Consider the following 14,265-nt stretch of genomic DNA (forward strand, 5'->3'; position numbering starts at 1 on the left):
ACCGTCACCGGCCCGTGCTTTCCGCCAGGGACCGCAGCCGTGCCGTGAGCCGCGGCCCGGAGGCCCGCAGCGGCTCCCGGTCGAACATCCGCAGGTGCGCCACGTCGGTCGGGACGATCTCGACGGGTCCGCCGAATCGTGCCGCCCAGGCGCTGGACAGCGCGTCCGCCCCGGCGTCGGCAGCGGTGAAGTAGAGCAACCCGGCCGGGTGCTCCGGGACGTTCGGCGACAGGGGCGCGACGGCGTCGTAGAGGACGACCAGGGGTACGTCCCGCCCGGCCCCACGCAGGCGCTGCGCGATCTCGTCCGCCAGCAGTCCGCCGAGGGACCAGCCGAGCAGGATGCACGGTCCGACCGGCACCAGGTCCTCGATCTCCTCCAGGTACCGCTCGACCAACTGCTCGACGGGCTGGCCCTGCGTACCCGCGGCCAGCTCCGCCGACTGCAGGCCGTAGACCGGGAACTCCAGCGGGATGTGCCGCAGCAGGCCCGCGTAGCACCAGCCAAGCCCGGTGCGGGGCGGCAGGCAGATGATCGGCGCCGCCATCCCGGTGGTTCGCAGCGGCAGCACCGTCTCCGCCTCCTTCGGGGCGTCCGCGGAGGCCAACCGCTCGGCGAGGGCGGCCGGGGTGGGCGCGGCGAAGATGTCGGCGACGGACAGATTGACCTGGAAGATGTCCTGGAGGCGAAGCACCAGTTGGACCGCCAGCAGCGAGTTGCCGCCCAGCTCGAAGAAGCTTGCCGAACCGCTGACGTCGGGCTGGTCGAGCAGGTCCACGAAGAGGTTGCAGAGCAGTCCCTCCTCGGGGGACGCTGGAACATCCGCCACCGCGGCACGCTGCGCCGGCTCCGGTTCCAGGTCCAGGGCGGCCCTGCGGTCGATCTTCCCGCTCATCGACACCGGAAGCGCGTCGGTGAAGGTGATCACTGCGGGAATCATGTACTCCGGCAGGTGATCGGCGAGGTACCGGCGCAGCTCACCGGCCTCCGGTGGCACCGGCGTCGCGGCGGCCAGCCGGGCGACGAGCTGGGGCACGCCGGACCGATCCCGGACCCCGACGACAGCCTCGTCCACACCCGGATGGCTACGCAGCCGGAACTCGATTTCGGCCAGTTCGACCCGGAACCCGCGGATCTTCACCTGCGAGTCGGCTCGACCCTCGAACAGCAGATGCCCCGCCGGTGACCACCGGCCGAGGTCGCCGGTGCGGTACATCCGGTCACCGGGCCGGCCGTACGGGTCGGCGACGAACCGCTCCGCCGTCTGACCGGGTCGGGCGTGGTACCACTGCGCGAGCTGCGGGCCGGCGAGGTACACGTCGCCCACGATGCCGAGGGGGCACAGATGCAGGCCGGCGTCGAGGACGTAGACGACGTTGTCGCCGAACGGCGCACCGACGTCGGCGGACGGGAAGTCCGGCCCACCGCCGGCCCGGCCCCGGTGGTGGGCGGCGGTCACGTACACGGTGGCCTCGGTCGGGCCGTAGAAGTTCCAGAACTCGATGCCCTGGTCGAGAAGCTGCCGGCCGAGGTCCTTCGGCATGCTCTCGCCGCCGAGCATGAGCCGCACTCGCGTGGTGAGCCGCACCCCGGCGCCGAGCAGGTTCTTCCAAACCGTCGGCGTGCCGCCCGCCAGGGTCACACAGGGCTCCTCGGTGAGGGACTGCTGCACCGCCGCCGCGTCTGCCGCGCTGCCCGACTGGAGGCGCACCGACGCCCCGGCGAGCAACGGCACGAGGTACTCCAGGAGGGAGATGTCGAACGAGAACGTGGTGACCGCGAGTACCACGTCCTCTGGCGTAGGGCGGACCAGCTCGAGGGCGGCGCCGCAGAAGCCGGCCAACGCCGACCGCTGGATGGTCACTCCCTTGGGCGTCCCGGTGGAGCCCGAGGTGTACATGATGTATGCGGCGAGGTCGTCCGGCGGCGCCGGCCGGTCCGGCCCGTCCGGGCCCGCGCTGATGTCCCGGTACGAGGCGCGGGCGAGTCCGGGTGCGAGGGCGGCGCCCCGGTCGGCCGCCCGGTCGTCGACCAGCAGCAGCGCCGCCTCGGTCTCGCGCAGCATGTGCGCCAGTCGCGAGTCCGGTTGCCGCTGGTCCAGCGGCAGCAGCACCCCGTTGGCCTTCCAGATGCCCAGCACCGTCGCGACCAGCTCGGGTGAGCGGTCCATCAGGACGCCGACGACGCTGCCCGGGCGTACGCCCGCGGCGAGGAGACCGGCGGCCATCCGGTCGGACTGCGCGTCGAGCTGGTGGTAGGTCATCGTCCCGTGGCGGCCGGACAACGCCTGGGCGTCGGGCTGCTTCTCGACCTGCCGCGCGAAGGTCGCCAGCACGTCCTCCGGTCCGACGCCGTCGGGACGCGTGTATCCAGCGGGGGCGGAGAAGCGCAGCAGGTCGTCGCGTTCAGCGTCGGCCACGAGCGGCAGCCGCCGGACCGGCAGCCCGGGCTCGCGGGCGGCCGCCGCCAGGACCGTGGAGAGGTGTCCGACCATGCGGCGCACGGTTGTCCGGTCGAACAGGTCCGAGTTGTACTGCAGGCGCAGGCGGAGCCCGTCCTCGAGGGCGGCGAAGTCGGCGGTCAGGTCGTAGCGGGCGCCCTGCAACTCGATGTTGACCTTCTCGGCCCGCAGGCCGTGCAGTTCCAGCGGCTGGTCCGGCAGGTTGTTGACGCTGACCGAGACCTGGAAGATGGGCGACACGTTCGGCCGGCGGGTCACGTTCAGTCCCTGGACGACCTGCTCGAATGGCAGGTCCTGGTGACTGAGTGCGCGCAGTACCCGGGTGCGGGTGCGCTTGAGCAGGTCGGCGACGGTGTCCTCGGGCTCGACGGTCAGCCGTAGCGGGATCATGTTCAGGAACAGCCCGATCATCGGCTCGAACTCCGGGCGGGTCCGGCCGGCGACCGGGCTGCCGATGACGATGTCGCGCTGGCCGGTGTACCGCTGCAGCACCACCGCCACCATCGAGGTCAGCACCATGTACGGCGTCGTCCGGGTGGTCGAGGCCAGGTGCCGCACCTGGTCGAGCACCGGACGTGGCAGGCTGACGTGGAGGATCTCCCCCGCCATCGTCTGCTTTTCCGGGCGAGGACGGTCGGTCGGCAGGTCGAGAACGTCCGGCGCGCCGTCCAGGTAGCCTCGCCAGAACTCGAGTTCCTGCTCAGCCCGGCCCTCGGTGATGTCGGCGCGCTGCCAGCGCGCGAAGTCCGGGTACTGCATGCGCAGCTCTGGCAGGGCGGCGGGGACGCCGCCGACGCGGCTGTTGTACACGGCGGCCAGTTCCTGGCGCAGGTTGATCAGTGACCAGCCGTCGACGACGATGTGGTGCGCCAGGATGAGCAGCGTGTGCACCGTCGGCTCCCAGCGGATGAGGTAGCACCGCAGCGGCAGCTCCGACGCGAGGTCGAAGGGACGGGCTGCTTCCGCGCGCGCGAACCGCTGCACCAGGGCCTCACGGTCGGGTCCGGGCACCTCCGGGTGGGCCAGCCGGACCAGCGTGAGGTGGGCCGTCGGCTCTACCCACTGCCGGGGGTTGCCGTCTCCCGAGTCGCGGCGGAACCGGGTGCGCAGGGCGTCGTGCCGGGCCAGGACGACCTGGAAGGCGCCGTCGAGGGCATCCGCGTCGAGCTCGCCGACGAGGGTGGTGGCGTCCTGGTTCACATATCCGGTGTTGCCCGGCACGAGCTGCTCGAGGAACCAGAGCCGTTGCTGTCCGAAGGACAGCGGGGCTTCCTGCTGAGTCATGACGCCTCTCTCGAGTCGGCGGGTGCCGGGGACGGTGCTGCCGGGTGGTCCCCGCCGCCAGCCCGGCGAGCGCGGCCGGCGGCCATCTGGCGGATGGCGTCGCGGCGGCGCAGGGCCCGGTCGTCGGCGGGTGCGGCGGCCGGGCTTTCGGCGGTCCGGGTCCGGGTCAGGTACGCGGCGCAGGCCTCGATGGTCCCGAACCGGAAGAGGTCGGTCACGGTCACGTCCAGGCCCTCGACCGCCATCCGGGATTGCAGACTCATGAGCGCGAAGCTGTGGCCGCCGACGTCGAAGAAGTTGTCTCGTACGTCGAAGTCCTGGCGGCCGAGGACCTCCGCCCAGAGTGCCCGCAGTCGGCGTTGCAGCGGACCGGCGACCGGCTCGGGCGACGCGGGCCGGGCGGCGGCCACGGGCCGGGTACAGAACTTGGCCAGCAGCGACACGCGGTCGACCTTCCCGTGCGCGGTCAGCGGGATCTCGTCGACCGCCACGATCCGGGTGGGCACCATGTAGGCCGGCAACACCCGGCGCAGCCGGTGGGTCAGGCGAGCGGGGTCGACACCGTCGGTGACGGTGACGAAGCCGACGAGGTCGGCCCCGTCGAGGAGCACGACGGCCGCGCGGACATCCGAATCGCGCAGGAGGGCGTGCTCGACCTCCGCGCACTCCACCCGGTGTCCGCGGACCTGGACCTGGCCGTCCTCCCGTCCCAGGTAGAGCAGCTCGCCGTCCGCGCCCCAACGGCACAGGTCACCGGTGCGGTAGACGATGCCGCCGGCCTCGTAGGGGTCCGGCGCGAACCGTTCCGCGGTCAGCTCCGGATTGCCGAGGTATCCGGCTGCCACCAGCGGACCGCCGATCCACAGCTCTCCAGGTACGAGCAGACCTGCGGGCCGGCCGGAGTCGTCCAGGACGTGGCAGCGGCCGGATGGCAAGGGCCGGCCGACGTCGCCGTCGGCGACCGCCGCGAGTTCGGGAACAGTGGCGTGCCGCGCGGTGACGTGGACGGTGCCCTCGGTGATGCCGTACATGTTGACGAAGCGAGCGGTGCTCTCCGGCGCCCTCGACATCAGGTCTGCCAGCCGGGGCCAGCTCAGCGCCTCTCCCCCGGTGACCACGTAACGTAACCCGGCGAGTTGCGGCGACGGACCGTCTAGCAGGGCGGGCAACAGCCGGTAGAGCGCGCCGGGCGTCTGGCTGAGGACGGTGACCCGCTCGGTCGCGACCAGGGCGGCGAGGCGGGCGGGGTCGACCAGGTCCGCGCGCTCGGCGAGCACGACCCGGCCGCCGTACGCCAACGCCCCCCACACCTCCCAGACGGAGAAGTCGAAGGAGAACGAGTGGGCGCACAGCCAGACGTCCTCGGCGGTGACGTGCAGCCCGCCCGGGCTGGCCGCGAACAGCAGGTCCACGCTCGACCGGCGCACCATCACGCCCTTGGGCACCCCGGTGGAACCGGAGGTGTAGATGACGTACGCGAGGTCCGTGCGGCGGTCCCGGCCGGCGGTGTCCAACGGGTCTGCGGGGTCGAGTCCCTCGCCGGCGACGTCCACCAACCGGACGGGCCGGCCCTGGACGGCGTCGGCAAGTACGTCCCGCGTCGCCGGTTCTACGAACACCAGTGCGACGCGGGAGTCATCGACGATCAGGCGTAGGCGCTCGCGGGGGTAGTTCGAGTCCAGGGGCAGATAGGCGGCACCCACCTGCCAGACGGCCAGGATCGCGGCCACCACCGTTGGTGATCGTTCGAAGCCGACGCCGACCAGGTCACCCGGGCCAGCGTTATGCCGGCGCAGCAGGTCGGCCAGTCGGCTCGCCTCGGCGTTCAACTCCCCGTACGTGACGTCCGCGCCCCGGTACCGGATCGCGACCGCCTCCGGCCGCCGCCGGGCGTGGTCGGCGAACCGTTCCAGCAGCGGTGTCGGTGGATCGGCCGGCAGCGGTGCGTCGGGGTGCCCGAGAGCGAGAAGTCGCCGAGCCTCGGCGTCGTCGGTGAGGCCGGGCGGATTCCCTTCGCCGTCGCCCTCGGCCAGTTGCCGGAGCAGGTTCAGGAAGTGACGCAGCAGTACCTCGGCTGTGTGTGGGCGGAACAGCTGCGTGCTGTACTCCAGTCGGACGAAGGGGCGCGCACCCGACAGGTCGACGGTCAGCCCAAGGTCGAACTTTGCCGCCTCGACCTCCACGTCGATCTCCTCGACGGCCAGCCCGAGCAGGTCGGGCAGGTCGACGCGGAAGTTCTGCAGCGTGAACGACGCCTGGAACAGTGGGGAGCGGCTGCGGTCGCGGGCCGGCGCCAGCTCCCGGACGATGCGTTCGAACGGCACGTCCTGGTGTGCGAACCCGTTCAGGGTGGTCTGCCGCACCCGGCGCAGCAGAGTGGGCAGATCGGGCCGGTCGCCCAGGTCGATCCGCAACGGCACGGTGTTGACCAGGCACCCGACCGTCTCGTCCTCCCGCTCGTCCAGCCGATTGGCCACCGGCACTCCGACCACCACCTCGGGTTGGCGCCCGTGACGGGTCAGCAACAGCCCGTACGCCGCCAGCAGCACCATGAAGGTGCTGGCGCCGTGCCGGCGGCCGTACTCGCTGATCCGGTCGAGGAGGGCGGGGTCCAGGTCCCGGGTCACCACCGCACCCTCGGCAGTGAGCACCGCCGGCCGGGGGCGGTCCGTCGGCAGGTCCAGGACGGGGGCGTCGGCAAGGTGGTCCCGCCAGTACCCGACGCCGTCGGCGCTACCGGCTTCCCACCGGGTGCGCTGCTCCTGCGCGTGGGTGAACGTGGAGCCGGCCGGGGCGACGGGCAGCGGTTCGAGGGCGACACGGGCGTTATAGCACGCCGCCAGGTCCCGCAGGAGGATTCCCAGGGCCCAACCGTCGCAGGCGATGTGGTGCACCACGATGACGAGCGCGTGCTCCGACCCGGACCAGGAGAGCACGCGGTAGCGGGCGACGGGTCCGGTGGTCAACACGAACGGACGGCGGGCTTCCTCAGCGACCAGCTCGCGCACCTGCGCGTCCTGGCCCGCTCGGTCCGCTACGGGGCGGCTGAGGAAGGCCAGGTCGATCGGCGCCGACTCGGGTACCACCTGGCACAGTTCCCCGTCAAGCACGGTGTAGGTGGTGCGGAGCGCGTCGTGGCGGTCCGTGAGGTCCTCGAAGGTGGACCGCAGTGCCTCATGGTCCAGTTCGCCCGTCAGGCGCAGCGCGAGCGTCACCACATAGCCGGGCGCACCTGGTTCGAGCTGGTCGAGGAAGAAGAGTCGTTCCTGGGCGAAGGACGCACGGCCGACGCGTGGCATGGAACCTCCTGCGATCTCCGGTGGGGCGTTGTCGGGCCCCACCGGCGCGGCACGCCGGCCGCTACGGTCGATCGGACAGGCCTGAACGACTACGCGGGACGCGACCGAGCCGGCGGGGTGGCCACGTCGCACGGGCGCCGTCGTCCGGCCTGTGGGCGACGACCGATCGGACCGCGGCGAGACGGCAGCGGCGCCGGCTTCGCGTAGCGGGGCGCGACGAGAGGGGTGTGCATGTTCTTCTCCCACGGTTTCGACCGAACCGACACCAGGTGGCGTCGTCGATCAGTCAGCGCCGTCGAACGCGGACAGCACAGCGGGGCTGCCGACCACGATGGCCGTGTCGGGAGCGACTCGCGGTGCTGGGCGAGCGATCAGCAACTGAGTTGTCGGTCAGCAGCTGAACGATCGATCAGCGCCGCGCGAATGAGTTCATCCTGCCCAAGCCGGCCGCCAAGGTCAACACCAGCGGCCCGCGGGCGGCCCGTACCCGCCGACCTCCCGGCGTACCCGCCGACCGGTCACCACCACGACCGCGTCTGTCGGGCGTCGACCCCGGACCGGGGTGTGCAACAGGCTCGGCGGCGATACGCTGGCCCACCGATCCTGGGCCCCTCATGCTCACCTCCGACGGCATCGGCGATTGCCGTCCGTCGGCCGTCGCCAGTTGCCCCCGGGAGCTCGCGGCCGCGCGCCCTGATTCCGCACGGTGCGGCCCGAACAGTACCGATCAGTCAGGAGGATCCCATCGTGGATGGCCAGCCGGTGTCCGGCGAGTCGCTGAGGGAGCTGTTCCGCCAACAGGCTTGCAGCGTCAGCGTGGTCACGGTCCTGGCCGACCCGCCGGTCGGCTTCACCGCGACGTCGCTCACGTCGGTGTCGCTGAGTCCACCGGTCGTCTCCTTCTGCTCGGATCTGGCCGGCTCCTGCTGGTCGCAGCTCGCTCAGACCGACCAGGTCGGGGTGAACCTGCTGCGGGAGGAGCAGGTGGACGTGGCACGCGCCTTCGCCGCCCGGGGGATCGACCGCTTCTCGGCGGCGCGATGGCACCGGGGCCTCAGCGGAGTGCCGCTGATCGACGGCGCGCTCGGCTGGTTGGAGTGCCGAGTCATCGAACGGGTGATCGCGGGCGGCCAGGCGATCGTGCTGGCTCGGCCGACGCGCGCTCGGGTCGACGGCGCGGGGCGGCCGCTGCTCTATCACCAGGGCCGGTACGTCGCCCTGCGGGATCTGCCGCGTCAGCGCGTGCCCCAGCCGGAGACGGTTGACGCCGACGCCTGATCCGGCCCGCTACCTCAGGGAATCGGCGTGAGTGGCATATAGAGCCGCCGGAACCAGGACGAGGCGTCCTGATGGTGCGACTGCCGGCGGGTCAGGTCCGGGTCGTGCTGGACGGCGCTCATCAGCACCAGATGCCGATGGGCCGAGCGCAGGAAGCTGTCGACGCGCGGGCGACGGCGTCGTTCGTAGGCGCTCAACGCCGCCGAGCCGCAACCGTGCCGGGCCACCTCGTCCGCCAGCACGGCGGCGTCCTCGACCGCCATGCCGCCGCCCTGGCTGGTCGCCGGGGAGAGGGCGCGGGCGGCGTCGCCGAGCAGCGCCAACCGGCCGCCCGTCATTCGCGGCGCGGTGACCGTGGCGGCCGGCCGGGCCACCACCTCATCGTCGAGGACGAACGTCTCGAAGAGGCGACCCACCTCCGCGGGCAGGCGGGGAACCGCATCCAGGACTTCCCGTCGCGCCTGCTCGGGTGTCAGCCTCAACGGCTCGGGTGCGGTCAACTGCAGGAAGACCGCAGCGCGATCGCCGCCCACGGGCATGGCTCCGAGGAAGGATCGGGACGTCCGCCATACATGCCAGTCTCGCAACCGTTCGGGCTCGGTCATGGCGACGGTGGTCCTGACGAACGTGTGTCCCGAGTAGGCCGGAACGATGCCCGGAGCCAGCCGGCCGCGCACCCAGGAGCCGATGCCGTCCGCGCCCGCCACCAGGCGGTACCGCCCAGTGCTCCCGTCGTCGAATCCGACCTGAACTCCGTCGTCCTCCTCCGCCACGGACGTCGGGGCCGTTCCGAACCGGACGGTGCCGGGAGCGATGGCGGCGAACAGCAGGTCACTCAGCACCCGGCGGTGGACGGCGAGCGGCAGGCCCAGCTCCCCCCAGACCAGATCCCACCGCACCTCGCTGCGCCGGCCGTCGGGGTCGATCGCCACCTGGCGGGAAAGCGCGGCCCCGCGAGCGACCAGGTCCTCGCGGAGCCGCCCGAGGCTGGCCAGTGCGTTCGGGTGCAGGACGATCCCGGCCCGGGCGGTACGCAGACGCGCGGCCCGCTCGACGACCTGGACGGAGATCCCCCGGTCCTGCAAGTGACCGGCCAGGGCGAGCCCCGCCACCCCCGCTCCGACGACGAGCACCTCCGCCGTCACGGCCGACCGTCCAGCGGCGCCATCCAGCGCAGGTGTCCGTCGACGCGCACCAGGCTCACCGGCCGGGTGGTCTCCGGTCCGTGCCACGCCAGGCAGCCTTCCTCGGCGGCCTCCCCGTGGTGCGGAGCGAAGGCGGGCTCCAGCCATAGGTGGTACAGGGGGCCGCCGTCTTCGATCGAGTCGACCGCCTTGTCGAACGCGGCGCGCCGCTCCGCCGGCACGTGCATCCGGGTCGCGGAGTGGAACACCAGCCGAGCCTCGCCCGGGGGCAACTGCCGGCCGAGGTCCGGACAGACATCAATCGCGTCACCGGCGATGATCCGGACCGGCTCGGCCACCGCCTGCTCCAGCGCGGCGTCGAGAAGGCCGGCGGACGGTCGGTCCTCGGGCCAGACCAACGCCCGCAGCCACCGCCGCTGATCGGGGTCGAGGACATCGACCGGATGGAGGTCGACCCCCGTCCGGCTACCGATCTCCGGCAGGTGGGTGAGGTCCGGCGCGGCTCCGTCACCCCGCCATTCGCTTTCCACGGTCACCCGTGCGTCGGGGGCACCGAAGACCCGGTCGCCGAGCCGGTAGCGGTAGCGGTCGACGTGCAAGTGGAACCCGGCGCTCGCACCGACCTCGACCAGATGCACCGGGCCGTCGACGACGTCCCGCAGAGCCGCGAGGGCGAAGCGCAGAGCCAGGACTCGACGTACGACGTTGGACTGCACCAGTCGGGTGCCGATGAGTTCCTCCACCCGGGGGCGGTGGCTGCGGCAGAAGTCGAGAAAGACCGGGCCGGCGGCCGCCGGGTCACGCGCCGGCGTACCGACGACCGACGGGTAGAAGTCACGAAGATCATGCTCGACGCCACTCAGCAACAGATGATGCACCGCGCCGAAGAGGAGGAAGGACGGCTGCTGACCCGGCCGCCGGTGCAGCAGGAGCTCCAGGGTCCGCTCGTCGTCGGCGACGACCTCGCACAGCGCCCGGTAGAGCGGGGAGGCCGTGAAGGTGCCGCCTGACCCCCGGAAGTGCTCGGCGAGTTCGGTGAGTTCCTCAGCCCTGGTCATGGTGCTCCTGTCGGATCGAGTCTGACGAACCCGCCGCGGGAGTGCCCGTTCACGGCGGGCCGGATCCTGCACACCCTTCAATACCGAGACGGTGCCCGCAAGCCCGCCGAAACGCCGTCGCCGACCGGTCGGCGGTCGGCGGCGAGGCGCTCCACCAGCAACGCCGCGTGGGAGAACGGGGGCAGGGTGGCGATCGACGCAGCGGCCTCTCGCGCGGCGTCACGGTAGTCCGGTTCCTTGAGGACACGCCGCAGGGCCGCCGCGATCCGGGCCGGAGACGGATCGGTGTCGCGCACCACGATCCCGGCGCCCATCGCTTCCAGGCCCGGCAGCCGGGTGGGGTCGTCGGCGTTGCCGAGCGGGATGCTCACCACGGGGACGCCATGGTGCAGCGCAGCGCGGATCGAGCCGTAGCCACCGTGGCAGACCACGGCGTCGGTCCGGCTCAGGATCTCGGCCTCCACCGCCTGCGGCAGGAATCGTTCTAGTCGCACATTTGCCGGCACGTGCCCGATGCGCCCCGGGTCCGTCTGCGGCCCGGTGGTGGCGACGACCCGCACCGGCTCGTCGGCGAGGGCGGCGAAGATGGCCTCGAAGACTCCCGGCCGGCGGTCATACATCGTGCCGAGGGTGACGTACACACAGGGCCGAGAGCCGTCGAGTTCGTCCAGCCACGACGGCATCTCGGACTCCTCGTACAGAGCCGGCGGCGGTTGGAGGATGTGGGTTGCGGGCCCCAGGGAGCGGGCCGGGAACCATTGGGGCGGCCCCACCAGGAGTTGCAGCCAGCAGTGCATGGAGCCGAGAGTCGGGTCCGGAGGCAGGCCCACATCCGACCGCGCCTGCTGGAACAGCTCGCCCAGCAGCATCGCGAGCAGGCGAGGCGGAGTGGGTGCGTAGTCCAGGACTGCGACGGGCAGTGCGTCCCGGTCGCCCACCAGCCAGGCGCTCCACGCCGCGGTCTCCCGGACCAGGACGTCCGCCTGCCAGTCCCGGGCGGCGGCGCTCAGCTCAGGCACGGTGCGGACCGCGTCACGCAGGTAGCGGCCCACCGCGGCGCGGGCCCGCGACAGCGACCGGGTAGCCGCGGCCGACGACTCGACGTCGAGGACCGGGGCCGGGTCGCGGGACAGGGTGATGGTCTGGAAGCCGAGCTCGTCGGCGAGGGCGGTCAGGTGAGCCGGTCCCGCGACCGCCACCTGGTGGCCTCGCTCGCGTAGGTCCCGAGCTAGCGGGACTAGCGGGTAGAGGTGGCTGTATCCACCGTCGGCAACCGTGAACAGAGCCCGCATCGTCGTCTCACTCCTCACGGACGCACGGTCCAGGGCCCGCGCGGTGGCTGATGGTCGCCGTCCACCGTACGGGCGGACCAGGTACCACGGCACGCTCATGGTGCCGCCGGAAAGTCGCGCTAAAAACAATCGGAGGCGCGGATGCTCATCGGCATACGTCCACCTTCACACCGGCCGGGGCATCCACGTTGCTCTTCCCGCCCGGGTCTCCTACGCCTAGCCTTTCTGCTACCGGCCCACCGTGCCCGGCCCCTCCACCCAGTCAGCGCGGCCGTGGGCCTGACGGCGAATCCCAGGCTCTGGGCGGTCGACCCGGTATCGGTCCTGGCCCCCGGTGTCGCGCTCTGCCTCGACACGCCGGCCGGACGCGCACCACCCCCGTCGAACCTCACGTTACGGAGACCGCTAATGCCGCGACACGTGCTCATCACCGGTGGTGCAGGATTCATCGGCGCGCATGTGGCATCCAGGCTGCTCGCGGCCGGCACCGCGGTCCGGCTGTTCGACGTCCTCCATCCGCAGGTACACGACGCACCCGGGCGTCCCTCGTACCTACCGGCCGACGCCGAACTCGTGGTCGGTGACGTCCGCGACCCCGCGGCGGTCCGGTCCGCCCTGCGCGGTGCCGATGCTGTCATCCATCTCGCCGCCCGCGTCGGCGTGGCGCAGAGCATGTACGACCTAGCGGAGTACTCCGGCACCAACGCCCTGGGCACCGCCACTCTGCTGCAGGAACTCGTGGACAGCTCCGTCGAGCGGCTACTCGTCGCATCGAGCATGAGCATCTATGGCGAGGGCCGTTACGTCGACGTGGCCGGCCGGTGCCACGACGACGTGACGCGGAGCCGGGTCCAGGTGGAGGCCGGTCGCTGGGATCCCGTCGGAGCCGACGGCGCACCGTTGACGCCCGTCGCCACGCCGGAGTCGAAGACGCCGAGGGCCCACTCCGCGTACGCGCTGGACAAGTATTACCAGGAGCGGATGTGCCTGACCTTCGGGCAGACGTACAAGCTCCCCACCACCGCCCTACGGCTATTCAACGTCTACGGCCCTTACCAGGCCCTGTCCAACCCGTACACCGGGGTGCTCGCGAACTTCGCCACCCGGCTGCTGAACGGACGGGCGCCGCTGATCTTCGAGGACGGCAATCAGCGGCGTGACTTCGTCAACGTGCACGATGCGGCACGCGCCTTCGAGCTGGCGCTCGACTCCCCTGGTGCCGTCGGCCGGGCGATCAACATCGGCAGCGGGCGGTCGCTCAGCGTCCGGGAGGCGGCGACCCGGCTGGCGTCCGTGCTCGACCGCTCCGAGCTCGGCGTCGAGGTGACGGGCCGCCACCGGGTAGGCGACATCCGACACTGCTTCGCGGACGTCTCCGTGGCACAGGAGCTGCTGGGATACCGGCCGGAGACGGACCTCGATCAGGGCCTGCGAGAACTGGCGGACTGGTTGGAGGGCCGGGTGGCGGTTGACGGTCTGGAGCAGATGGCCGCGGATCTCGCTGGCCGCGGTCTCACCGTGTGAGCCGCGGCCACCTGCGCCAGGGGACCGACGGGACCCGTCAGACGGCGGCCTTCAGCCCGGCCGTCAGCAGGCGTGCGGCGGCCTGGTCCTGGGTGATCCCCATTTGTCTGGCCTGCTCCTGCAACGCGCTGTGTATCTTGGCAGGGATGGTCACCACGATCTGACGGTCCTTCTCGTCCGCCTTCCAGAACTCCTCGATGAGACTCTTCACCGGCACGTGAGGGTGGTTCCGTTTGGCCTGGAGGATCTGCCGTCGCTCGGCGCCCGTCATGGTGGCCAGCGCCTCCGCCAGGTCGGCGGCCTCCCGGGCGTCGATCTGCCCCTCGCTCTTGGCCACGGTGTCCTGCGCCTTCAGCGCGACGTCTATCCTGATCTCACCGGAGTCCACCATCTGGCGCAGTCGTGGTTCCAGCCGGTCGTACTTGATGTGCCGGAGCACCTGCGCGTAGGGAATTCCCGTCTCATCCGCCACCGCTCGGGCGCTGCCGTACTTGCGATACAGGGCGGTGCACGCGTCGATGATGTCCTTGCTGTCCAGGTCTCGGCGGATGAGGTTCTCGGTCAACGAGAGCGCCTTTGCGGTCTCCAGGTCGACCGGCTGGTCGATGATGGCAGCCAGGATCGTCGATCGGCCCAGACGCTGGTGCGCCAACACCCTCCGTTGTCCCATCAGGATCTCGAACCGGTCCGCGCAATCGCGGTCCTCACAGACGACGATCGGCTCCAACAGTCCGTGCAACCGGATGCTGTCCACCAGATCGTCGAGCTGCTCGTCGACCTTGCGGAGCCGAACCTGCCCTTCACCGACTGTCAGGTTCTCCACCGGCACTTCGCGAATCTCCCTGATCCTGGCCATCGCTCCCCCGTTCATGTCGCTGTCGTTCTAACGACGTCGCGCCACTGTACAGAAGACCCTGCGGACGG

General features: G+C 71.4%; 8 protein-coding genes. 2 read left to right on the top strand and 6 right to left on the bottom strand.

Annotation, left to right across the window (positions count from 1 at the left end):
• Window positions 1–4: 4 nt before the first annotated feature.
• Window positions 5–3,745, bottom strand: a complete 3,741-nt coding sequence (locus CLT75_RS11945) for a non-ribosomal peptide synthetase (RefSeq protein ID WP_135240867.1) — start codon at window positions 3,743–3,745, stop codon at window positions 5–7.
• Window positions 3,742–7,044, bottom strand: a complete 3,303-nt coding sequence (locus tag CLT75_RS11950) for a non-ribosomal peptide synthetase (RefSeq protein ID WP_135240868.1) — start codon at window positions 7,042–7,044, stop codon at window positions 3,742–3,744. Before CLT75_RS11950 ends, CLT75_RS11945 begins: the two co-directional genes overlap by 4 nt.
• A 747-nt stretch (window positions 7,045–7,791) precedes the next feature.
• Here CLT75_RS11950 and CLT75_RS33155 point away from each other — a divergent pair.
• On the top strand, window positions 7,792–8,322 hold the full coding sequence (locus CLT75_RS33155) for a flavin reductase family protein (RefSeq protein WP_334464708.1): 531 nt from the start codon (window positions 7,792–7,794) through the stop codon (window positions 8,320–8,322).
• Window positions 8,323–8,336: 14 nt separating this feature from the next.
• Here CLT75_RS33155 and CLT75_RS11960 read toward each other — a convergent pair whose 3' ends face one another.
• From CLT75_RS11960 to CLT75_RS11970, 3 genes are all read right to left on the bottom strand, one after another.
• Window positions 8,337–9,467, bottom strand: a complete 1,131-nt coding sequence (locus CLT75_RS11960) for an FAD-dependent oxidoreductase (RefSeq protein WP_167796902.1) — start codon at window positions 9,465–9,467, stop codon at window positions 8,337–8,339.
• Entirely contained in the window at window positions 9,464–10,525 is a 1,062-nt protein-coding gene (locus CLT75_RS11965; protein WP_135240870.1) for a DUF2332 domain-containing protein, read from the bottom strand. Before CLT75_RS11965 ends, CLT75_RS11960 begins: the two co-directional genes overlap by 4 nt.
• A 77-nt stretch (window positions 10,526–10,602) precedes the next feature.
• Window positions 10,603–11,724 carry a glycosyltransferase gene (locus CLT75_RS11970; protein ID WP_167796903.1) on the bottom strand — a complete coding sequence of 374 codons (1,122 nt, stop codon included), beginning with the start codon at window positions 11,722–11,724 and terminating at the stop codon, window positions 10,603–10,605.
• 513 nt (window positions 11,725–12,237) lie between these two features.
• On the opposite strand from CLT75_RS11970, the gene CLT75_RS11975 reads away from it, so the two are divergent.
• Entirely contained in the window at window positions 12,238–13,341 is a 1,104-nt protein-coding gene (locus tag CLT75_RS11975; RefSeq protein ID WP_209310318.1) for an NAD-dependent epimerase/dehydratase family protein, read from the top strand.
• Between the two features lie 37 nt (window positions 13,342–13,378).
• Here CLT75_RS11975 and CLT75_RS11980 read toward each other — a convergent pair whose 3' ends face one another.
• On the bottom strand, window positions 13,379–14,197 hold the full coding sequence (locus CLT75_RS11980; protein WP_167796904.1) for a ParB/RepB/Spo0J family partition protein: 819 nt from the start codon (window positions 14,195–14,197) through the stop codon (window positions 13,379–13,381).
• Window positions 14,198–14,265: the final 68 nt, after the last annotated feature.

The organism is Micromonospora sp. CNZ285, assembly GCF_004637285.1.

Excerpts from the sequence above, each read along its gene's own strand:
- CLT75_RS11980 (WP_167796904.1), bottom strand. The coding sequence starts at position 14,197 with ATGGCCAGGATCAGGGAGATTCGCGAAGTGCCGGTGGAGAACCTGACA.
- CLT75_RS11945 (WP_135240867.1), bottom strand. The coding sequence starts at position 3,745 with ATGACTCAGCAGGAAGCCCCGCTGTCCTTCGGACAGCAACGGCTCTGG.
- CLT75_RS11965 (WP_135240870.1), bottom strand. The coding sequence starts at position 10,525 with ATGACCAGGGCTGAGGAACTCACCGAACTCGCCGAGCACTTCCGGGGG.
- CLT75_RS11950 (WP_135240868.1), bottom strand. The coding sequence starts at position 7,044 with ATGCCACGCGTCGGCCGTGCGTCCTTCGCCCAGGAACGACTCTTCTTC.